The following is a 23955-nucleotide window of genomic DNA, read 5'->3' as shown; positions in this document are numbered from 1 at the left end:
GACAAGTAGAGGAAGGAGCGTATACAGCAGTTAAGATAACCATCGTATAAATATTCTCTGTACCATTCATTATAGAAGATTAGGCCTTTGCATTTTGGATGATTTCCATCATTTTCATAATTGTAATTTTCTTTATACAGGAAGGTATGAATAATGCATTTTAATAATCCAAAGAAATTGTATCTAAAAGATAAAGTTAAACTACATAACAAATTCACTGGACTAATTTAATATCTACTGTAATAACTTTATGACTTTCCTCTATTCTATTGCTAGAAGAACTTGGTTTTTTTATTGTAGATATTGAAGGAATCTATTTACAAAAAAATGACAGCGCTTTCTTGTTGAGTGTAAATCACCAAAGGAGGAAAAGTCTTTATGAATAAGACTGCCCATATAATTTCTCATTCTCACTGGGACAGAGAGTGGTATTTACCTTTTGAAAAACATCGTTTTTACTTTATCAAACTCATGAATAATATCATTGAGCAATTTAAGAAGGATGGTAATACATTTAAATCGTTTCATCTTGACGGCCAGACAATCCTTTTAGAGGACTATTTTGCAGTCCACCCTGAAAATTTTGAAATCGTAAAACAATTGATTGAAGATAAAAAACTTTATATTGGTCCTTGGTATGTGTTGCAGGATGCTTTCTTAACCAGTTCTGAAGCTAATATCAGGAACTTGCAGATTGGTTTGTATGATACGAAGGTCTATGGCCATGCTTCAAAGATTGGCTATTTTCCGGATACATTCGGGATTTATGGACAGGCACCTCAAATTCTGAAACAGGCGGGCATTGATACAGCAGCATTTGGGCGAGGTGTTAAGCCTACTGGCTTTAATAATACAGTATCGGATACACCAAACTTTGAATCTCCTTTTTCCGAGATTGTTTGGAAATCGCCAGACGGTTCTAGTGTTTTAGGTATTCTTTTTGCGAATTGGTATTCGAATGGGAATGAAATACCAATTGATTTGGAAGAAGCAAAGGTATTTTGGGATAAAAAAATCCAGGATGCAGAGAAATATGCCTCGACTAATCAATTATTATTCATGAACGGCTGCGACCATCAGCCATTGCAAAAAACAATACCGCAAGCAATTGAAACAGCCGGTGCTCTATATCCAGATTATACATTTAAACACTCCAGCTTTGCTGAATATATACAAGCATTAAAAGTCTCACTTCCCAATAACCTGCAAATCATTGAAGGTGAGCTTCGCAACCAGCGAACAGATGGCTGGTCTACCCTTGTCAACACGGCATCAAGCCGTATTTATTTAAAGCAATGGAATACGAGGTGTCAAATATTGCTGGAAAAAGTCGTGGAACCACTTGCAGCTATTAACCTTTTGGCCGGAGGGGATTACCCGAGAGAATATATCCGTTTTATGTGGAAAACACTGATGAAGAATCACCCACATGATAGCATTTGTGGCTGCAGTGTAGATGAAGTCCATCGTGAAATGGTCACACGTTTTGAAACAGTTTCGCAGATGGGAGATGTATTTGTTAAGGAACTTGCTGCTGAGATTGCTGAAAGAATTGATACATCTGAAACACCGGATGGCGGGATCCCACTCCTTGTAATTAATACAACCGGTTGGGAGAAAAATGAAGTAGTCATAAAAGAAATCGATCTGGATAAAATATTTTTTTCTCAAATGGATTTTAAAGAAATACCAAATTATCTTAAGGAAAGAGAATTACCTTATTATAAACTCGTAGATAATCAAGGAAAGGCAATAGATTATTACCTTGAAAAACCTGTTATTGAATTTGGATATGATTTACCAGACGATCAATTTCGACAGCCGTTTTTTGCTAAACGGGCTAAGCTATCATTCTTCGCTGAAGGAATTCCTTCATTTGGCTATAAAACGTTCTACCTTTTACCAGAAAAGGTTCCAGCACATCTAGCTGAAACAAGAGAAACTGAGAATGATAGATTTGAAATGGAAAATGAGTATGTTCATTTACATTTTCATGGAGATGGAAGCTTTGATTTAATGAATAAACTAACGGAAGAAGTATTTCATCATCTTGGTATATATGAAGACACTGGTGATATTGGAAACGAATATATGTTTAAGGAAACAGAGGGGCATGCCTCCATCAATACAAAGGGGATAGCAGCCGAATTTTCATGGTTGGAACAAAGTAAACTCAAAACTGTACTCCAGTATACTCATACGTTATCAATTCCAGCATGTGCGGATGAGCGATTAGCCTTAGAAAGGAACCAATTAGTTTGGCATAAAGAACGGGAGGCAGGTAGATCTGATGAAATGACAACAATTACTTTACGAACTGTTGTCACACTGGCAAAAGGAATGAAAGGTCCGGTTTTTACGCTGACCATTGATAATCAAGCAACAGACCATCGTCTCCGTGTGCTTTTCCCAACTGGTTTAAAGACAGAAACTCACAAAGCAGATAGTATATTTGAAATTGTTACTCGTCCCAATAAACCAGAAAAAGAATGGGATAATCCTAGCTTTTGTCACCATCAGCAGCGATTTAGCAGTATAGCAGATGAGCAAATGGGCTTAACCGTGGCAACCCATGGTCTTCAAGAATATGAAATCCTGCCAGAAGACGGTACGATCGCAATTACTGTTCTCCGTTCGGTAGCTGAGCTCGGAGACTGGGGATATTTTTCGACACCTGAAGCACAATGCTTAGGAATCCAGACAGCAGAGTGGCAAGTACTGTCACATGAAAAAGATGTGATTAAATCACAAGCTTTTGTTGATGCTTACCAATTTAAAGTACCTCTTGTTATTGTTCAACCAACTATACATAAAGGTACAAGGCCACCAATACATCAATTTGTACAATCTGAAGACAAGGGACTAGCATGGTCCTCTATGAAAGTAGCGGAAGATCGTGATGATATCATGATTCGCTGGTTTAATCCTGGTGAAAAGAATGCGATTTTAAAAGCATCTATCAAAGATTATCAATCCTACAAGAGTAATATCTTGGAAGATTCAACAACTTTGACAGAAAATCAATATGAAGCAGGAAATGCAGAAATCATTACACTTGGATTTAAAAGAAAAGGATAGGGTGTGAATTGATGATAACTATTCCTAAATCAATGCAGAGACTTATCAAACATGTAAATGACTTTTTTCCGGAAGACGCAAAATTACAAAGAATGTTTGAGCAATGTTTTGTTAATACGTTTACAACGACTTTAAAAAAACAGGAAGATGGCAAAACCTTCGTAATTACCGGTGATATTCCGGCAATGTGGCTCCGCGATTCAGCTGCACAAGTAAGGCCCTATTTACTGGCAGCAGAAGAAGATGAAGAATTAGCGGATTTAATCGAAGGAGTAATTCGCCAACAGTTTTCTTTTATACTTCATGATCCGTATGCTAATGCTTTTAATGAAAGTGCCAACGGCAAAGGTTATCAAACCGACATAACAACGATGACCCCACATATTTGGGAACGAAAATATGAAATTGATTCTTTGTGCTATCCAATCCAACTGGCTTACCTATTTTGGAAGTCTACAGGACGTACTGCGTTTTTACAAGAATCGTTCCAGGATGTTATGAAAACAATTCTTCATGTATGGAGAACGGAGCAGGATCATGAAAATCATTCACCATACCGGTTTGAACGTGCAGAAGTTCGTCAGTCCGACACATTAATACGTCATGGAAAAGGAGGACATGTTGTACCGACCGGAATGACATGGAGTGCCTTCCGTCCAAGTGATGACGCTTGTACTTACGGGTATTTAGTGCCCTCTAATATGTTTGCAGTGGTAGTACTTGAATATGCAGCTGAAATCAGCAATCAAGTATTGAACCTACCAATATTAAGCAAAGAATGTCTGAATCTTCGCAATGAAATAAAACAAGGAATCGAAACTTTTGCCAAGTTCTCTCACCCAATTAACGGTGACATGTATGTATATGAAACGGATGGTGAGGGCAGGGTCAATTTAATGGATGATGCGAATGTTCCAAGCCTGCTGGCTGCTCCTTATTTAGGATACATGCCATATGAAGATCAAGTATATGCGAATACACGCCAATTTATATTAAGTAGGGATAATCCATATTATTATGAAGGGAAATTTGCAAATGGAATCGGAAGTCCACATACACCTGATCATTATATCTGGCATATTGCACTTGCAATTCAAGGAATGACGACAACGGTTGAAGGCGAAAAACAAATGATACTAGACTATTTTAAAACAACTGATGGCGGAACGGCGTATATGCATGAGGGCTTTAACGCCGATTGCCCAGAAGAATTTACAAGAGATTGGTTTGCTTGGGCTAACACAATGTTTAGTGAATTTGTATTAAGTTTAACGGGGAAAGCGGTAAAAGGAAGCCCGCTTTATCACCAATTGATTAAAAATCAATAAGTATCTTGAAGGAGAATTTTCATTTGAGGGGATGAAGCAATGAAAAAAGTGCCATGGATCATTGGTGTTTGTGAGTGGATTTGGAGAGTGATTTTAGTCAATTGGTGTTGGTTTGCGTTTACTATCCTTGGATTAGGCATATTCGGATTTTTCCCTGCGTCGGTGGCTTTATTTACGATATTAAGAAAATGGATTAGAAACGAAACGGATGTACCTGTTTTAAAAACATTTAAGCAGATTTATTTTCAAGAATGGAGAAGAAGTAATGTAAATGGCTTGATTTTCTATGGCATCGGACTTTTCCTGTTTATTGATATTCGAATAGTTGACCAAGTGATGACAGGCTTTTTGGCTAGTTTTCTTTCTATCTTCTTATACATTCTTGTATGCGTGTTATTTTTAGCGATTGGGTACTTTTTTGCAATCTATGCTCATTATGAACTACCAAATAGGGATTACATTAAACAGTCATTTCTGTTTGCAGCGACCAGCTTGCCTTCTACTATACTCATTTTGATTGGCCTTATCCTGATTGGCTATATGATTAATGAGTATCCAGGTCTTATTCTATTTGTGTCTGCAGTTGCGCCTGCCTTTTGGATGATGAGAATCTGTCTTAGCCGATTTACAGCTTTAGATAGTCAAGTAAGTAGCAATAAAGGTTACTAAAAACAATCTTTAAGGAGGAGTTTATTTTGAAATTGCATATTAAGGGAGATGTAAATTCAGTACAAAATGGTATAGAGATTCTGTCTAAGCATCTAAATATAGAGCTTTCCACGGAAGGGCATCCCATTCAGGTGAAAAATGAAAGTGGACAGCTTAGGGTTGCTAATCAAAACGGTAGCGGGGAAATTAGCTATGATCAGCCGGTACATTTTTTTCGTGCTTTAGGTTTGTGGATTGAGAATTATCAGAAAAACCATGAATTTGATATATCAGAAGACCCGAATTTTGAAATGAGTGGTGTAATGCTTGATGCCTCAAGGAATGCCGTCCCAACAGTTACTGAATTGGAAAAGCTGCTGCAAAAAATGGCAATTATGGGACTTAACACATTGATGCTTTACACAGAGGACACTTATGAAGTTAAGGAGCATCCTTATTTTGGTTATATGCGAGGACGATACACAATTGAAGAGCTAAAAGCATGTGATAATTATGCCAATAAACTTGGAATTGAAATGATTCCATGTATCCAAACATTAGGGCATTTACGGGAAGCGCTGAAGTGGAACTATGCTTCTGAATTTAGAGATACCGATGATATCCTATTGGTGGATGAGCCGAAGACCTATGAATTTTTGGAGAACTGTATTAAAGCCGTTTCTGAAGCTTTCCATACGAAACGTATTCATATTGGAATGGATGAAACTTTCCAGTTAGGACTTGGAAGGTATTTGGAAAACCACGGTTATGTGAATCATATTGAAATTATGAACCGCCACATACAAAAGGTTGTAGCAATTACCGAAAAGTATGGCTATAAACCAATGATATGGAGTGATATGTATTTCCCTCTATTCTCCAAGGATAGTAAATACCATGATGAAAAAGGTCATATTAGCGAAGAAATTTTAGGTGGAATTCCGGATGTAGACCTTGTCTATTGGAATTATTATCGTAAAGAGCAGGAGGTATATGAAGAATATATCCAACATCATAAAGATCTAGGTCGCCTACCAATTTTCGCTGGCGGTGCATGGACATGGAATGGAATTGCACCGAATTACGGAAAAGCAATTGCTACTACTGAAGCAGCTATGGCCGCATGTAAAAAAGAAGGAGTTAAGGAAGTCTTTGTTACACTCTGGGGTGATAATGGAGCAGAGACACCTTTCTCAACGGCTTATCCGATCCTTCAATTATTTGCTGAACATACCTATCACCAAGTAGTAACGAATGAACAAGTCGGCGACCGCTTTGCATTTTGCTGTCAAGGACACTTTGAAGATTTTATGATTTTGAAACACTTGGATGAAACGCCAGGAGTCATGGAGAATAATATGAACACATCCATGACTTCGAAGATATTATTGTATCAAGATATTTTAATCGGTCTCTATGATGAGAATGTTCGAGGTTTAGGGCTTGGCGAACATTATAATAAGCTAGTTTATGAGATTGAAAAGGCTAAACTTCATAATCCTGATTGGGAGCATTTATTCGACTTTTATGGGCAGCTGGCTAGAGTGTTGAGTGTGAAGGCGGAAATAGGCCTTCAGTTAAAGGAGCTTTATGACAAAAAGGATGTTGAACAGATCCGTTCATTCTTACCTAAACTCGATTGGATTCAAACTAACGTGGACCTGCTCCGTCAAAAACATCGTGATATTTGGTTTACAGCCTATAAACCATTCGGTTGGGAAGTTATTGATATCCGCTATGGGGGGGTTATTACAAGAATTGACACCATAAAATATCGTCTCAATGAGTGGCTTGATGGAAGAATTGATCAAATTAATGAATTAGATGAAAAACGACTGCTTCACGATGGACCTTGGGAGATTGTAGATGGATTAGTAGGTGGGAATATATATCATCGAATTGTCACTGCTGGTAATTTTTCAATCTAAAACATAGGAGTGAAAACATGTTTTTAACCGAAAGAAAGTTTGAAGCACGTATTCAAGAACTAGGGGAGTATCGTTACCGTGACTGCTATGATATTCCTCAATTTAACACCTGCAGTGACAATGGTAGGATTGGTGCCTTTCCACCATTGGAATACGATGAACATCATCAAATGAGGTTAGGCAACTATTGGAAGGGACGAGATCGTTACATGTGGATACATGCTAATGTCGATAGCCACCTCCCATATAATAATAAACAAATTGTCGGACTATTTTCTTTTGGGAAAACAGGAGGAGGAAATAACTCTGGTTTTGAGTCCTTATTATTTATTAATGGAAAGCCCGTACAAGGAGTAGATTCCAATCATGAAGAAGTTCTTTTCGACCAAGAGACGTCGCAAGGATCCATACGATTAGATTTTCGATTATGGTCCGGCTTTGAAGGCGGAGGCCCTCCTGTTGAAAATGAATTTAAACTCCAAACCGCGAAGATTGGCTGGCTGGATACTCGTATTGATGATTTATACTATACCCTTTTAGCTTCTTATGAGGTATTAAAAGAAAGCATGGAAGCAGATTCTCATTATTCGTTTTTAAAGAAAATGATTCAGGACGCTTTATTCCGAATTAATTGGACTGATCCAGGAAGCATTGAATTCTATGAATCATGTTATGAAGCGGAGACCGATATAAAAGAAACGCTTAGATCAGTTGATAAAAATTCAGATATTACGATACATGCAGTCGGCCATACACATATCGACGTTGCCTGGCTTTGGCGGTTAAGAAATACGAGGGAGAAAGCAGCCCGATCCTTTTCAACGGTACTAAATCTAATGAATCGGTTTCCAGAATATCACTTCTTGCAAACACAACCGCAGCTCTATGATTATATTAAAGCTGACTATCCTGAAATATACGAGCAAATAAAAGAGAGAATTGCAGAAGGTCATTGGGAAGCAGGAGGAGCGATGTGGCTGGAAGCCGACTGTAATATCCCTAGTGGTGAGTCGCTTGTCCGTCAAATTCTTTATGGGAAGAATTTTTTTAAGGAAGAGTTCGGCATCGATTGTGACTATCTCTGGTTACCGGATGTGTTTGGCTATAGCTGGGCGTTGCCGCAGATATTAAAAAAATCTGGGATCAAAACGATGATGACCACTAAGATTAGTTGGAATCAGTATAACCGTATGCCGCATGATACATTTTTTTGGAAGGGGATTGATGGGTCAGAGATATTAACTCATTTTATCACTACACCTGAACCTTGGAACGAGCCGGACTCGTGGTTCTATACATATAACGGCTACATTACAGCGAAAACAGTAAAAGGGATTTGGGAAGCTTATCGCGATAAGGATTTATCCAAGGATCTTCTACTATCATACGGGTACGGTGACGGTGGGGGTGGCGTTAATCGCCATATGCTTGAAATGCGCCGCAGATTCGATCAGCTGCCGGGAATGCCGAATGTGAAAACATCCGGGGCAGGAGAATTTTTTAGAAAACTGCACGAAAATGTAGAAAAGTCCGATGGTTATATTCATAAATGGGACGGCGAACTATATCTTGAATATCACCGTGGAACCTATACTAGCCAAGCATTTATGAAAAAGATGAATCGTCAACTGGAGCTCTTATACCGAAGGGCAGAATTCCTATCCTCTTGGTTATCTGACAAGGGAGAATGGCTAGGATTTGACCGACTTAAGGATGGTTGGAAGATTATATTAAGAAATCAATTTCATGATATCATCCCTGGTTCCTCGATACATGAAGTATATGAAGATGCGATGGAAGAATACGCTGAAGCACTACAGATTGTTCAACAAGTGGAAGCAAACATTATTAGTAAGAACGTTGAAGAGAAGGGACAGTCTGCGATTTTATTTAATGCTACTCATTGTAAGGATAAAAGGAATGTATTCGTGTCTCAATTCGCACAATTTAACGCTGGGGTTTGGACAGATAGAGAAGGACATGAGTTAAACCATCAAAAGAGTGAGAATGGGTGGTTAATTGAAGTGAAAAACCTACCTTCTTTTGGTGTAGCTGTCTTAAATTTTGAGCCGGATGAAATAATTCCAGCAGCTTCTAATTTTATTTATCATAATAGAAAATTAGAAACGGCATTCTACCAAGTTGAATGGAATGAGTATGGTCAGATGATCAAAATTTACGATAAAGAAACAAATCGTAATATTTTAGCAGATGGTCAAAATGGAAATGTGTTGCAAATCTTTGAAGATAAGCCTCTTGCACACGATGCTTGGGATATTGATCTATTCTATCAAGAAAAAATGGAAGAAATTCGTGATATTAGTACATTTAAAGTGGAGGAAAATGGTGAGCTTTTCTTTAGCCTTCTTGTTACTTGGAAGTATCATCATTCGTCCATTACTCAACGAATCAGATTTTATCATAATGATCGACGGATTGATTTTATAACTGATGTTGATTGGCATGAAAAAAGGAAGTTGCTCAAAGCATCGTTCTCTGTTGATATTCGGTCTACAGAAGCTACTTATGATATTCAATATGGTAATGTAAAGCGTCCTACGCATTGGAATACCAGTTGGGATATGGCAAGGTTTGAAACTGTCGGTCATCAGTGGGCCGACCTATCAGAACCAGATTTTGGAGTCAGTTTGCTAAATGATTCAAAATACGGGTATGACATCAAGGAGAACGTGATGCGTTTAACTTTATTAAAATCGGCAATTCATCCAGATCCTCAAGCTGATCAGGGGCAACATTCCTTTACTTATTCTCTTTATCCGCATATAGGAGATTGGAGAATAGCGAAAACAGTGGAAAAAGCTTGGGATTTAAATGCACCGGTTTTATCTACAGAAGGAAAATGGACGAGAGAGGAATCTTTCTTAGAAACTGATTCGGACCATATTTGGATAGATGCTATTAAGCCTGCTCACGATGGAAAAGGGATTATCGTTCGGATTCATGAATATGAGGGGCGCAGGGGTACGGTATCATTGAATTTCCACACAGATAACTCATCATGGATTGAGACGAATTTAATGGAAGAACCTATCGGTACAGAATCATCTGCACCGATTAAGATGGAAATTTGGCCTTATGAAATAAAAACAATCAGAATAACATAATCAGAAAAATGAACGGTTTGATCATTCTTTCCGTTCATTTTTGTATTTATAAAGCCAATTCGCATTTACTATTTGGCTTAAGCAACTACATCAATAACTTCAAGTTTTAGGTAAACTTACATTGTTTAAAAATTTATTAAATTACGTAAAAGTTGTTTAGTAAATAAAAAAAAGTAAAATAGCATGAAAATTACTATCTTAAAATTATGCCTCGTTAACCTAGTTGTAGGTTAAGCCTTAAAAATTACTGGAAGATATTGTTTTATGTCTTTTAGTGATTTATCTTTTAATCGATTTTGTTATTCTTTGTGGTTATATAAAAAGTACTAAAAATATTTTGTTTCTAAGTTTTTTCCAGTTAATCCTAAATTAGTCAACTATAAATTAAGCTCTATTCCCTATAAAATATAGTTATGAAAGTGCTTACATAGTTTGAAGGGAGGTAAAAACACTTGAAAAGATTTGCACGTGATCTATATAAAAATCGAGTCTGGCTTCTAATGGTCCTGCCTGGAACCATTTGGTTATTGGTATTCTCCTATTTACCTATGTTTGGACAAGTATTAGCTTTTAAGAAATTTCGAATCCATCCAGACGGTTTTTTTGCAAGCGTTATCAATAGTGAATGGGTAGGTTGGGATAACTTTAAATATTTGTTCAGTACAAATGATGCATGGATTATAACAAGAAATACTCTCTTATATAATATTATCTTTATTGTTGTTGGGCTTATTGCTGCTGTGGGAATAGCCATTTTGCTTAATGAGCTAGTGAATAAAAAGCAATCAAAAATTTATCAAACTTCTATCCTTTTCCCACATTTTATTTCCTGGGTTATTGGCAGCTATTTTGTTTTTACTTTCTTAAGTACTGATCATGGCCTAATGAATCATGTACTCAGTTGGTTCAATATTGATCCCATTTCATGGTATAGCGAGTCAAAATATTGGCCATTTATTCTAGTATTTATGAGCTTGTGGAAAGGTATAGGTTACGGCAGTATCGTATATTTAGCATCTATAGTTGGAATTGACCGAACATATTACGAGGCAGCAATGATTGATGGTGCTTCAAAATGGAAGCAAATAAAACATGTTACTTTACCAATGCTTAAGCCATTAATGATTATTTTAACCATTATGAATATCGGAAAGATCTTTAACTCGGACTTCGGATTGTTCTATCAGGTACCAAGAGATTCCGGAGCATTGTATTCGGTTACAAATGTTATTGATACATTCGTATACCGAGGTCTTATGAATCTTGGGGATATCGGTATGAGTACAGCAGCCGGTCTTTATCAGTCCGTTGTAGGTTTTACCCTTGTCATGATTACGAATTACATAGTCAGAAAAATTGATGAGGAAAGTGCATTGTTTTAAAGTTTTTTTCTTCGGAAAGGAGGGAGAGTCGCTCAAGCGGCTAACTTTATGGCTAAACTAGAGCAAGATCCAGCACCGGTTGTCGTTTCACAATCGATGGGAGAGCTAAGAGGGGATAAGAAAAGGAAAAAGTATCGAGACCCCCAGCAAATCTCCCCTGTCGTAAACATAATTATCAGTGTGTTTCTGGCAATATTAGCATTCATGTGTGTATTTCCATTTATCTATGTCATCATAATTTCTTTTACAAGCGAAGAAAGTATTGTAAGAAATGGATTTCAGCTATTTCCAAAAGAGTGGAGTACTGATGCATATCTTTATTTATGGAGTATGAAGGAACGATTATTCCGTTCTTATGGCGTTACCATTCTTGTTACTATCCTCGGGACCATTATAAGTGTGTTAATGATTACCTTTTATGCTTACGCTATTTCAAGACCGCAATTTAAATATCGGAAATTCTTTACTTTCCTAGCCTTTTTCACAATGCTTTTCAGCGGCGGTCTAGTACCGACTTATATAATTGTTACTCAATTTTTAGGATTGAAAAATACAATTTGGGCATTAATTTTACCGCTTGCATTGAATGCTTTCTATATCATCATAATGAGGACATTTTTCCTGAAATCAGTTTCCGAATCAATATTAGAATCAGCGCGAATTGATGGAGCTAGTGAATGGAGGATTTTTTTCCAAATCATCTTTCCACTGTCATTACCGGGTATTGCCACAATTGCATTGTTTAGCACATTAGGTTATTGGAATGACTGGTTTACGGCTTTGTTGTATATAGATAATCCGAATTTAGTGCCGTTACAAGCATTACTAATGAAAATAGAAGCAAACCTTGAATTTATGAGGCAAAATTTAGATGTTGGCTCAATACAACAAAGTTTATTTGATACGATTCCACAAGAGTCAGCTAAAATGGCAATGGTTGTTATCGCCACGTTACCAATAGCAGTTTCATACCCGTTCTTCCAAAAGTACTTCATCAGCGGACTAACTATTGGCGGCGTTAAAGAATAATATAGAAAGAGGAGAGAGGTATGAAGAAAAAATTTGTGATTCTATTAGCACTAGTTCTATCGATTGGAACAATCCTATCTGCATGCACCAGCAAAGAAAGCTCAAATGAGGAAAACGGCGGAAAAGATGGAGACCCATACGAAATTAAATGGTACACCATCGGAACACCTCAAAAGGATACGGATAAAGTATTCGATGAGGTAAATAAGTACCTAAAGGAGAAAATAAATGCCACTGTGAAAATGACTCAAATTGATTGGGGTGATTGGGCTCAAAAATCGCAAGTTATGATCAATTCAGGTGAACAATTTGACATCATTTTTACAAACGGAACCGATTATGTTCAAAATTCCCAAAAGGGTGCATTTATGGCTCTTGATGATATGTTGAATAATGAAGGAAAAGAGATGAAAGAGGTTATTGATCCTCAGTTTTTAGAAGGTATCAAGATTGATGGTAAAATTTACGGTATTCCTGCTAATAAAGAGGTAGCAAGACAAACGGTTTATACGTTTAATAAACGACTTGTAGACCAATACAACTTCGATATTTCTAAAGTGGGTTCTTTAGAAGATTTAGAGCCAATGCTGAAAACTATTAAGGAAAAAGAATCTGGTGTTACACCAATGGCTACATTTAAAGCATTTTTACGCTATGACTATGTCTTTAATGGTGAAATGCCCTTTGCATTCCCATTTGAAGGGGAAACAGATCAAGTGATTAATCCATTTGATACAGATGAAGCTATGAATATGTTTAAAACGATGCATAAATATTATAAAGCTGGCTATCTAAAAGAAGATGCTGCTACAAGTAAAGACACATGGCCAATGGATGTGGAAAATTGGTTTGTACGTATGGGTGGATCACAGCCATATGCTGATTTACTTTGGTCCCGTTCAGCTAAATACGAGGTTGTGTCTGCACCTGCTGAACCGCCAACCATTGTAAATGACTCTGTTTCTGGTTCAATTCAGGCCATTTCGGCTACATCTAAAAATCCTAAAAAAGCAATGGAATTCCTAAATTTGCTTAATACAGATTCCTATCTTCGTAACCTCGTAGATAAAGGAATTGAGGGCACCCACTATAAGAAAAACGAAGATGGAACAATAGAAGATCTTCCTGCACGTATCGACAGCTATAATATGCCATCCTATTCTTTAGGAAACCATTTCATCCTAGACCTATACAAAGAAGATCCTAAGGATAAATGGGAGAAATTCGAAGAATTTAATGCTTCTGCCGTTAAATCACCAACCCTTGGTTTCAATTTTAATAGTGATCCAGTTCGCTCAGAGCTTGCTTCGATAACGAATATTTCGAAGGAGTTTTATCCGGCGCTTGGAACAGGTTCAGTGGATCCGGAAGAATATCTGCCTAAATTCAATAAAAAATTGAAAGAGGCTGGAATCGATAAAGTATTAAAAGAAATTCAAAAGCAATATGATGAATGGAAAAGCAAACAATAATAAACATAAAAATCAAGCTGGTGCATTCCAGCTTGATTTTATTTACCATACTCCTTTTTAACCTAATAACCTAAATATTGCTATTCGATGTTATAATTAACATATATACAATTTGTATACTAAAGGATTCTAATATGAAATTTAAAGAACGCTTTACGCAAAATGTATTTAATAGACTGTTTTTGATATCCTCTATCACTATTGTTGTAACCGTTATCATTTTATTTGTTACGGTTTCAAATTATTATTCCGATATTATTATTCAAAAGGAAGTTAATATTAATACACGGACATTAGAAAGAGTAGAAGATTATTTTTCATCCAAGGATGCAGATATTAATAGAGCTATAAGAGATCTTTATATAAATGGAGAAATGATCAATGATATAACTTTCGCTCTCAACAATGGTTATGGAAAATACTTGGAGTACCATTTAGATAGATTTTCGAAAAGTAAATCTTTTACTCCTAATAATATTGATATCTATTTTAATGGTTATTTTAGTCAGGATAGTGATTTAAATGCCATTAGTTTACGTTCATATGAGAATCAATCTATTGAATATTTATTAATCAATAATAATGTCCGCTGGAATAAAAGCGTAATTGACCTTGGTACAAATGCAGATCCTTCTCTTTCTCAGGGAATACCTAACTTAAACAGGGATGGTTTGCTAAAAGAACGAAAGTTAAGAAACACAATAACAAAAAGAATCATACTGAATAACCCAGTAACACTGAAAAAAATTGGTGAAATATCATTTTACTACTCAACAGAATGGTTAGACAAAATGTTAAGAAAGCAAGAAGGAGCACCAGTATCTTTCTTTCTTATTGATAGAAATGGAGAAATTGCTTATTCGGTTAATAAAGGTATCCCGATTGATATGATTAGGGAAGTGAAACGAGAAACAAATGAGACGAAAATAGAGTGGAAGCAAGAAAACTATCACATAAACACGATTGCTAATATGGGGGAATTTACTTACATAAGTGTTATTCCCGATAAAGGATGGCAAAAGCTGACGATCATTAGAGGGACTATGTGGGTTGTTATTTGCTTTCTTATTTTAGCTGCTATTTTAATAACTTTTTCTTTTACCAGGAATTATTCCCGTCGAATTCAAAACATCGTAAAGATAGTTCGTAAGGTAGAAAATGGTGATTTGAATGCACGAATTCCGATATCAAAGCAAGAAGATGAATTATCGAAGATATCTATCAATATCAATTCGATGTTAACAGAGCTAAATAAGTATATTGAACAATCCTACCTGTTGAATATGAAGCAGCAGCAAGCCGAATTAAAAGCCCTTCAGGCACAAATAGATCCGCATTTTCTATTTAACACACTTGAGGCCATCCGAATGGTTGCAGTTGTAGAGGGTTCTAAAACATCCAGTAAAATGATTTTTCATTTATCTAAGCTTTTTCGTTATACTTTGGAATCTAAAGATACCGTACCGCTTTACACTGAAATCAGATATGTTAATCAATACTTGAAATTGATGCAATTTAAATATCCAGATAAATTAAGTGTGGATATCAACATTCCAAATGAAGTGGAACAAACAATGGTACAAAAATTAATATTACAGCCAATAATTGAAAATTATTTTGCTCATGGTTTCAAAAAAAATCAATTTAATAATGAATTATTAATCCTTGCCCACCAAGTAGGTGAAAAAATAGATATCATCGTGAAAGATAATGGCAAAGGAATGTCTGAAGATAAACTAGACATCATTGTTCAACATATTAATCATGAAGAAGGTGATGGTGTGAAATCAATCGGATTAAGAAATATTCATCAACGTCTAAAGCTTAAATATGGGGACCAGTTTGGAATTTCCTTGACCAGCATCAAAGATCAAGGTACAACGGTTAAGTTGTCTATTCCTGTGCAGGAGATCAAACATGTATAAGATACTATTAGCAGATGATGAACCGATTATCACAAAAGGACTAAAGGCCATAATAGATTGGGAGGATTATGGATTTGAAATTGCCTATACTGCCGAAAGCGGGGAGGATGCTCTTGCTTATTTAATTAATCATCCAATTGACATTCTTATCACGGACATTTTAATGGGCGAAATGTCTGGCTTGGATTTAGTTGAGGAAGTGAATAAAATAAAGCCTGAGATTAAGAGTATTGTTTTAACAGGTTATCAAGAGTTTGAGTATATAAAACAAGGATTATTGTTAGGCATTGAGAATTATTTGCTAAAACCAGTAGATGAAGAAGAATTATTAACAACTATCCAAAATACAGGCCGAAAGTTAAATTCGATCGTAAACACCAGGCAGCAGCATGATGAGACAACTCTGTTGGATAATACGTTATGGAACTATTTAACTGGTGAAATAGATCAGCACGATTTTCATGAAAGGTTGTTATTATACAGTATTGAGTTTAATGAAAAGCTTTATAATGTTTCTATATTAAATATTGAGAATTACCAAGATGGAGAGATACTAAACAAAGTTCGTAGCTTTATTGAGGAAAATTATTCAGCACTTTGTCTCTTTAGCCCTTTCCAGGAAATCGTAATCATCTATGGAGGTTATGATGAAGAGGATATATTGAGACAAAATCAAAATCTAGTCGAACATTTACATAAAGAACAGTTAGGGACCGGACTATTTTATTTATCTATGGGAAAGGTAGTCAATACGCTTGATGGATTTGAGGACAGTTTTGCGAATGCAAGGGAAAATAGTTTGCTGCAGTTAAATTTCGAACCCAATGTTCTTATTTCCAATAAAAATGCAATGGATCGGCAGGAAGAAATAAAGAGACAAAAAGAAATTAAAGAAAATATCGTGAAAAAACTAATGAATGGGGAAGACGTATTCTTATTGGAGATTGATCATTTCTTTGAAAATTTGACACAGCAGTCAAATTTAATCTCTCCTCAAGTAGTGAAAAAATATACATTTGATTTAATCTGCTATATCCACTATTCCATACAGCACGATGATTTTTCTCAATATACTGCAGCTGTTGAAAGGATTGTCTATAGTACTGAAATCAGTCATATGACAACCATCCTAAAAGAGTACTGTCATGATTTACTCCAAGCCATTCATCAACATACTCATAGTCGAAGTCCGATTGTGCAAAATGTGCTTCAGTATATTCATTCACATTATCATGAAGGTCTGTCATTAAAAACACTTGGACAGCAGTTTCATATAAACGCCATTTATTTAGGCCAATTATTCCAAAAAGAAGTTGGCTTGGTGTTTTCTGAATACCTGAATCGATATCGATTAGAAAAAGCTAAGGAATTATTAAAAACAACTCATTATCGCGCTGGGGAAATCGGCAAAAAAGTAGGATATTCTGATACAACCTACTTTTATAAACAATTTAAGAAAAATATAGGGACAACACCTAGTGAATGGAGAAAGATTTGAATAATCTGGTGGAAGGGAATTGAAGATAAATCGCTAGGCCACTTTCATATCACATGAATTTACCAGTAAAAACGTATCAAATTGATACGTTTTTTTATTGCATCTTCTATTTGAGTATTCTTTATTTTATCCAATGAATCTATATTTTCCCCAATAGGAAGGGGCATTTATTATTGCTAAAATTATGAAAATGATTACATATTTATACCAGTACATCCTATTTAGAAAGATGAAGATTAAGATAATTGTTTGAATAAATGTCCATGAACTCTCATAGCCTGATTCATCGACAGGATAAATCTGGATACACGGTAAGGAGAATTTATTTAGAAGAGTTTCTGATAAAAGATAAAGCACTAGGTTTTTTAGAATGCCTGATTTTTGTAATTTGAGTTGTTGGTGCCTGATGGAAAAGTATGATACTGACCTATCATCTGCCATACAATTTGTCTATTAATTTGTTCAATAGGTACCTGGAGGGATATGTAATGGAAAGAATAGAACGATTCATTCGTTATCTAGCAGATCACCAACTTCTAGAAGCTATACCCATTTCCGATTGGCGTACGAAACGTGCGATATATGAGGAACCTATTAAGTATGTATTAGAATCTGAAAGTTCTCCTTTAGTTAATAATGGTGATTGGTTAATCAATTCAGGTACAACTATGTTTCTTGAAAAAGATGTATACATACCAGAAAAATGGAGAAAGCAACAATTTGGATTAAATTTTCTAGTTGGGGCAAAGGGACGACCAACTCATCATGAGGGTTTGGTTTCGATCGATGGCTTGCCCTATCAAGGGATTGATCGAAACAGAAATTATGTGCCATTTAATGATAAAGCAAGGGGAAAAGAAAAAATTAATATCAAAATAGAATTATTTAATCCTGTTCCTCAGGCAGTAGATGAATTAAATCATCAAAATGAACCTGCGGAATATGACCCGCCTTCTCTTTATCTGATAAATGGGTGCTTGGAATTGCCGAATCCAGCAATAAAAAGTCTTTTAACAACTGTTACATGTTACTTTGAGACTGCAAAATTGCTCCCTGAAGATGATTTAATAAGAGGAAAAATCTTCGAAGCTCTAAATGAAGTTCAGTATCAAGTTCTTTTTGAAAAACCTGAATCTTTACGTGAAAGTTTACGGATAAAAGAAATAGAAGAAAAGCTAATTAAACATCTGGCACATTTACCTGGTAGCATACCGGGACAGATGTTAATGGTCGGTCAATCCCATATTGATTTAGCTTGGTTATGGCCGATGAAGGAGGCTGTCCGAAAGTGCAGTCGTACTTTTTCGACGATGAGTACTTTACTAGATGAGAATCCGAACTTTACCTATGCTCAAAGTCAACCTCAAGCATACGCATTTGTAAAAGAATATTATCCTGACATCTATCAGAGGGTTAAAAAGCATATCTCCGATGGCCGCTGGGAAATTGTCGGTGGTATGTGGGTAGAGCCTGATTTAAATATACCTTCTGGCGAATCATTGGTGCGTCAACTCTTATATGGAATGAAGTTCTATAAAGATGAATTCGGTCAACAGCCAAGAATTGAGTGGCTTCCAGATACATTTGGATATTGCGCCTCTCTACCTCAATTGTTAAAGAAAGCAGGATTAGAGTACTTTATGACAACCAAAATGAACTGGAATGATACTAATCCATTCCCATATGATTTATTTCGTTGGGAGGGAATTGATGGAACAAGAATTCTTTCCTATTTAAATCATGGTTTGAATGAATATACCCATCCAAAAGAAATTGATAATCACTGGAGGAGCTATAAACAAAAGCAACTATATCCAAAACAAATGCTTCTCTATGGTCACGGGGATGGAGGTGGAGGTGTTACACAAGAAATGATTGATTATATAAACCGCTCTACCTCCCTTCCCGGACTTCCAGCAGTGGTGAATAGTACAGCACACGAATTCTTTGATGGTATTCAACAAGAAGATCCCAATTTGCCGACATGGGTTGGAGATATGTATTTAGAGCTTCACCGAGGGACATACACAACACATGCCCGGAATAAGAAATGGAATCGTAAGGCTGAGGTTCTTTTTCGAGAAGCAGAATTTTGGAGTACTATGGCAGCTTACTTTGCAAACGTTGGTACTGCTCCGTCATTGGAAAAAGGGTGGAAATCACTTCTTCTTAACCAATTTCACGATATTATTCCGGGTTCATCAATTCCTGAGGTGTATGAAAAGTCAGAAGCTGATTACAAGGAAATTTTTACTGCCGGTGAGCATGTTAAAAATAATGCTCTTGTAGTATTAGAAAAGCAAATAAATACGCTGGGTGAAGGAACCCCATTCCTTCTATTTAACAGTTTGTCATGGGCGAGGTCAGAAACGGTAAGAATTATCGGGGGATCTGAACTGGCAGGTAAGAAAGCGCTTAATAATGATGGTGACGTTTTGCCGTCAGACATCCGCCAACTGAAAAATGGCCAACTGGAATTATCTATTTATGTATCTGACATTCCTCAACTTGGCTACAAGACTATCTGGTTAATGGATTATGATAATCCTAGTATAAAAGATAATGAGGAAGTAGGTAGCCGATGGGAAACTGAATATTATGTAGTGGAATGGAATGAAAAAGGGGAAATGCTCCGCTTGTATGACAAAAAGGCACAGCGTGAGGTTTTAGCACCTGATGCACTAGCCAATCAATTTCAGTTGTTTCATGACCGGCCAATCGTGTGGGATGCCTGGGATATTGACCCAAAATTTAATGACCAGCCTGCTGATTCAATAGTTTTGCTAGATAAAGATATTCAAAAAGGCGAGACACAGGATTCCATTCGTTTTAAATGGCAGTTGTCAAATTCCATTATTGAACAAGAGATGATTCTTTACCATCATAGTAGTCGAATTGATTTTCATACAAAAGTGAACTGGCAGGAGCATCACAAATTATTAAAAGTAGCCTTTCCTGTTGATATCCTTTGTCAGAAAGCCACATTTGAAATTCCATTTGGATCAGTGGAGAGAGCAAATCATACGAATACAAGTTGGGAGAGGGCACAATTTGAAGTGTGCGGTCATCGTTTTGCGGATCTTTCTGAAGCGGGTTATGGTGTCAGCCTGCTCAATGACTGCAAGTATGGATATGACGTAAAACATAATACCCTTCGTCTATCTTTACTTCGAGCTTCTAAATGGCCAGATCCAACAGCTGACTTAGGTAGTCACGAATTTATCTACTCGCTGCTTCCGCATGAAGGGGATTGGAGAGAAGCGGAAGTAGTTAAGAGAGGTTATGAATTGAATCACCCTATCGTTTGTGTAAACGCCTCCTCTCATAGTGGGAATCTTCCAAACTCACATTCTTTTATCGATATGAAGAGCAAACATGCTGTTCTCGATACATTGAAACCCTCTGAAGATGGTAAGGGGATCATTTTAAGAATGTACGAATCAAGCGGCGGCAGGGAAGAAGTACAAGTAACATTTGGAAAGTCGGTTTTTTCTGCTGATGAAACGAACCTATTGGAGGAAAAACAAGACGCTGTTCAATTTCAAAAAAATAAATTATCCTCCTATCTTAAGCCGTTTGAAGTAAAAACGATTTTAGTCACATTCTAATCACTTAGATTTTCATCTTGTATCGCCTGCAAAATATCTTAAGCAGTATAGCATATATAAATCCAAGCAATGAGGGTAGAGGAGGTGGTGAAAGATGGATAATGCGATGGATTCAGTAAACGAAACAGAAATGATATCAATATGGGTAGAATCATTACTTTCAAAAATGACACTAAAGGAAAAGGTAGGTCAGGTAAACCAAAAGATGTATGGTTGGGAAGCCTACCGAAAAACAGAATCAGGGTACGAATTAACAGAAAAGTTTATAAACCACGTGCGATTTGGGGATGGAATCGGAGTTATTTACGGTTTGTTTCGATCCGATCCATGGTCAGGCATTCATTATGAAAATGGAATTCCCAAAAGTGAAAGTGCTGAAGTTGCGAATATGATACAGCAATATATTAAAGAAAACACACGGCTAGGTATTCCAGTTCTGCTATCAGAGGAGTGCTCACATGGTCATCAAGGGCTCGACAGTATGATTACTCCTGTTAATTTAGGTGTAGGAGCGACATGGAATCCGGATCTACACGAAGATTTGATGGCGGCTGTAGCAGAGGAAGTTCGGGCAAAAGGGGCTCATATGGCGCTTGTATCAACACTCGATATTTTGCGGGATCCCAGATGGGGACGTTCAGAAGAATGCTTCAGTGAAGATCCGTACTTAGCTTCAAGGTTAACAGAAGCAGTGGTAAAAGGAATGCAGGGAGATAATGGTGAAACTATTCAAGCTGGAAAACTTGTGGCGGTATTAAAACACTTTGCAGCTCAGGGCAATGGAACAGGTGGCCATAATGCTGCACCTGCATCTATAGGTGAACGAGAATTAAGGGAGATCCATCTGCCTCCAATGATTGCGGCTATACACTCCGGGGCACTTGCTTGTATGGCCGCATATAATGAAATCGATGGGATTCCATGCCATGCAAATGGCTATCTACTCAATGAAATCTTACGAGAGGAATTTGGCTTTAACGGTGCTGTTATGGCAGATGGCTGCGCTCTAGACAATTTGGTCAACTTGACCCAAAGCAGAGAAAAGGCGGCTGCGCTGGCTCTTGAAAGCGGAATAGATATAAGCCTTTGGGATAATGTATATACCACCTTAGAAAAGGTTATTGAAGATGGTCTTGTTAGTGAAGAACAACTTAATAAAGCCGTTAGAAGAGTTCTTACATTGAAATTTAAAATGGGATTATTCGAAGATCCTTATGTTGTAACCAAGTGGGCTGGAATTACTGCACAAAAAGAGGAAATTAATTTAGAATCAGCAAGGCAGTCGATTGTTTTATTAAAAAATGAGGGAATTCTCCCGCTAAAGAATAATTTAAAAAAAATAGCGGTAATTGGGCCCAATGCCAATTCAATCTACAATCAATTGGGTGATTACACGCCGTTCCAACAAGAAGATCATGTTATTACGGTTCTTAAGGGAATCGAAAAGCTTGCAGGGGGGACAGAAGTTGTATATGAAAAAGGATGTGGCATTCGCTCACGGTCTACGGAAGGAATCGAGAAAGCCGTCAGTCTTGCTGAAAGCTCGGATGTAGCTATTGTGGTACTAGGTGGGTCGAGCGCAAGGGATTTTAAGGCACAGTTCGATTTAAATGGCGCAGTCGTTAATATAACAGGAGAAGAGGAAATGGATTGCGGCGAAAATGTAGACGTAGCTAGTTTAGAGTTAGGGGGTCATCAATTGCAATTATTGCAGCGAATCATGAAGACAGGTACGCCAACCATTACGATTTTGATACAGGGCCGCCCACATGCGATCCCTTGGATTGCTGCAAACGCCCCAGCGATTTTAAGCGCATGGTACCCAGGGCAAATGGGTGGACAGGCAATTGCAGAAATATTGTTTGGACACGTCAATCCAAGCGGTAGATTGCCTGTTTCCATCCCGAGGTCTTCTATGCAGATTCCTGTATTTTATAATCACAAGGATGGGAATTACAAAAAAGATTATTTTGATATGATAGGCAGCAGTCTCTTCCCATTTGGATTTGGGCTATCCTATACGACCTTTACTTATGAAAATCTACAATGCTCGGAACAGGCTATTTCAGTAGATAAACTTTCAGCTGGACAAATATTTAATCTTTCAGTAGATGTTACCAATAGTGGTGGCAGTGATGGATATGATGTTATTCAGTTATATTTAAAGGGAAAAGAATCCAGCATTACAAGAAGAGTACGGGAATTAAAAGGATTTAAAAAGGTTTGGATAAAAGCTGGGGAAACAAAAGAAGTAAATTTTGATATTGGAAAAGAAGAATTGCAAATTTACGGAAATCAAAGGCAGTATACCATAGAGCCGGGAAATTTTGATTTAGAAGTTGGCAATCCTGTTGAATCCCTAAAAGTATCACTTAAAATCGGCTGATGATTTTTAAATTTTTTGGGCAGTTTATTTAGAGATTAAGAGGAAGCCTTTTCTATTAAAACGATTTTAAAGAGGTTAGCACCTATTTTGGTAATGTGTTTATTAGTTCTTCTTTTTGAATAAAAAAATACCTATTTTTATTACAAGTAGATAGAAATGATCGTAAACAAAGAGGCTGGGACATAAGTATTTCAGTCAATGATAAATCCGAACTATTAGGTGATATTTTAATAGATATTTCGCCTAATAGTTTGGATTTTTATTTTTTTTCAATAGATTGGTTACTTCTGTATATCATTATTAAACTTAGTGGAATGGAGCGGAAGCCACCGACTCCTGCGGGAAGTAGAGGAAAGGCTGAGACCCCGCAGGCTCAGCTTCCTCCCCGCGGAAAGCGAGTGGAGTAAGCGCGCAATGGAACGAATTTTTCTTCCAACTTAACTCTTTAATAAGTAACAAAGTCGATAAATTAGATTTCGTTCGTCTTTTCAGGATCGTTTATAAGTTATGTCTCATCCTCTTTGTTTTTTGAAATGTAACAGCAATGA

12 protein-coding genes are annotated in these 23955 nt (G+C 36.8%); all 12 read left to right on the top strand.

Features of this window, described 5'->3' with window-relative positions; translation table 11 throughout:
• The first annotated feature begins 378 nt into the window (after positions 1–378).
• The 12 genes from AC4BHA_RS00790 to AC4BHA_RS00735 all read left to right on the top strand — a co-directional run bounded on the left by AC4BHA_RS00790 (position 379) and on the right by AC4BHA_RS00735 (position 23407).
• A complete protein-coding gene (locus AC4BHA_RS00790; RefSeq protein WP_490557975.1) occupies positions 379–3078 on the top strand; it encodes an alpha-mannosidase in 2700 nt (899 codons plus the stop codon).
• 11 nt (positions 3079–3089) lie between these two features.
• Positions 3090–4406, top strand: a complete 1317-nt coding sequence (locus tag AC4BHA_RS00785; protein ID WP_066103700.1) for a glycoside hydrolase family 125 protein — start codon at positions 3090–3092, stop codon at positions 4404–4406.
• A 39-nt stretch (positions 4407–4445) separates the two neighbouring features.
• On the top strand, positions 4446–5075 hold the full coding sequence (locus AC4BHA_RS00780) for a YesL family protein (RefSeq protein ID WP_139891901.1): 630 nt from the start codon (positions 4446–4448) through the stop codon (positions 5073–5075).
• A 26-nt stretch (positions 5076–5101) separates the two neighbouring features.
• Positions 5102–6982: a beta-N-acetylhexosaminidase gene (locus AC4BHA_RS00775; RefSeq protein WP_066103704.1), complete on the top strand. Its 1881-nt coding sequence runs from the start codon at positions 5102–5104 to the stop codon at positions 6980–6982.
• 17 nt (positions 6983–6999) lie between these two features.
• Positions 7000–10107: an alpha-mannosidase gene (locus tag AC4BHA_RS00770; protein ID WP_139891902.1), complete on the top strand. Its 3108-nt coding sequence runs from the start codon at positions 7000–7002 to the stop codon at positions 10105–10107.
• Positions 10108–10559: 452 nt separating this feature from the next.
• Positions 10560–11489 (top strand): ABC transporter permease, encoded by a 930-nt coding sequence (locus tag AC4BHA_RS00765; RefSeq protein WP_066103708.1) that lies wholly within the window; start codon positions 10560–10562, stop codon positions 11487–11489.
• Between the two features lie 96 nt (positions 11490–11585).
• Positions 11586–12518: a carbohydrate ABC transporter permease gene (locus tag AC4BHA_RS00760; protein WP_066104310.1), complete on the top strand. Its 933-nt coding sequence runs from the start codon at positions 11586–11588 to the stop codon at positions 12516–12518.
• A gap of 20 nt (positions 12519–12538) precedes the next feature.
• Positions 12539–13990, top strand: coding sequence for an ABC transporter substrate-binding protein (locus AC4BHA_RS00755; RefSeq protein WP_066103711.1), 1452 nt, complete (start codon positions 12539–12541; stop codon positions 13988–13990).
• 134 nt (positions 13991–14124) lie between these two features.
• The gene (locus AC4BHA_RS00750; RefSeq protein WP_140461483.1) at positions 14125–15915 is read left to right on the top strand and encodes a sensor histidine kinase; all 1791 of its coding nucleotides are present in this window, start codon (positions 14125–14127) and stop codon (positions 15913–15915) included.
• Positions 15908–17413 (top strand): response regulator transcription factor, encoded by a 1506-nt coding sequence (locus AC4BHA_RS00745; protein WP_139891905.1) that lies wholly within the window; start codon positions 15908–15910, stop codon positions 17411–17413. The genes AC4BHA_RS00750 and AC4BHA_RS00745 overlap by 8 nt, the downstream gene beginning before the upstream one ends.
• A gap of 488 nt (positions 17414–17901) precedes the next feature.
• Positions 17902–21021, top strand: coding sequence for an alpha-mannosidase (locus AC4BHA_RS00740; RefSeq protein WP_490557974.1), 3120 nt, complete (start codon positions 17902–17904; stop codon positions 21019–21021).
• 94 nt (positions 21022–21115) lie between these two features.
• Positions 21116–23407: a glycoside hydrolase family 3 N-terminal domain-containing protein gene (locus AC4BHA_RS00735; protein ID WP_490557973.1), complete on the top strand. Its 2292-nt coding sequence runs from the start codon at positions 21116–21118 to the stop codon at positions 23405–23407.
• Positions 23408–23955 lie beyond the last annotated feature (548 nt).

This window comes from Pradoshia sp. Z3_51 (assembly GCF_058215915.1).
Note: the sequence above shows the minus strand (reverse complement) of the source record. Positions and strands in the feature narration are given on the sequence as shown.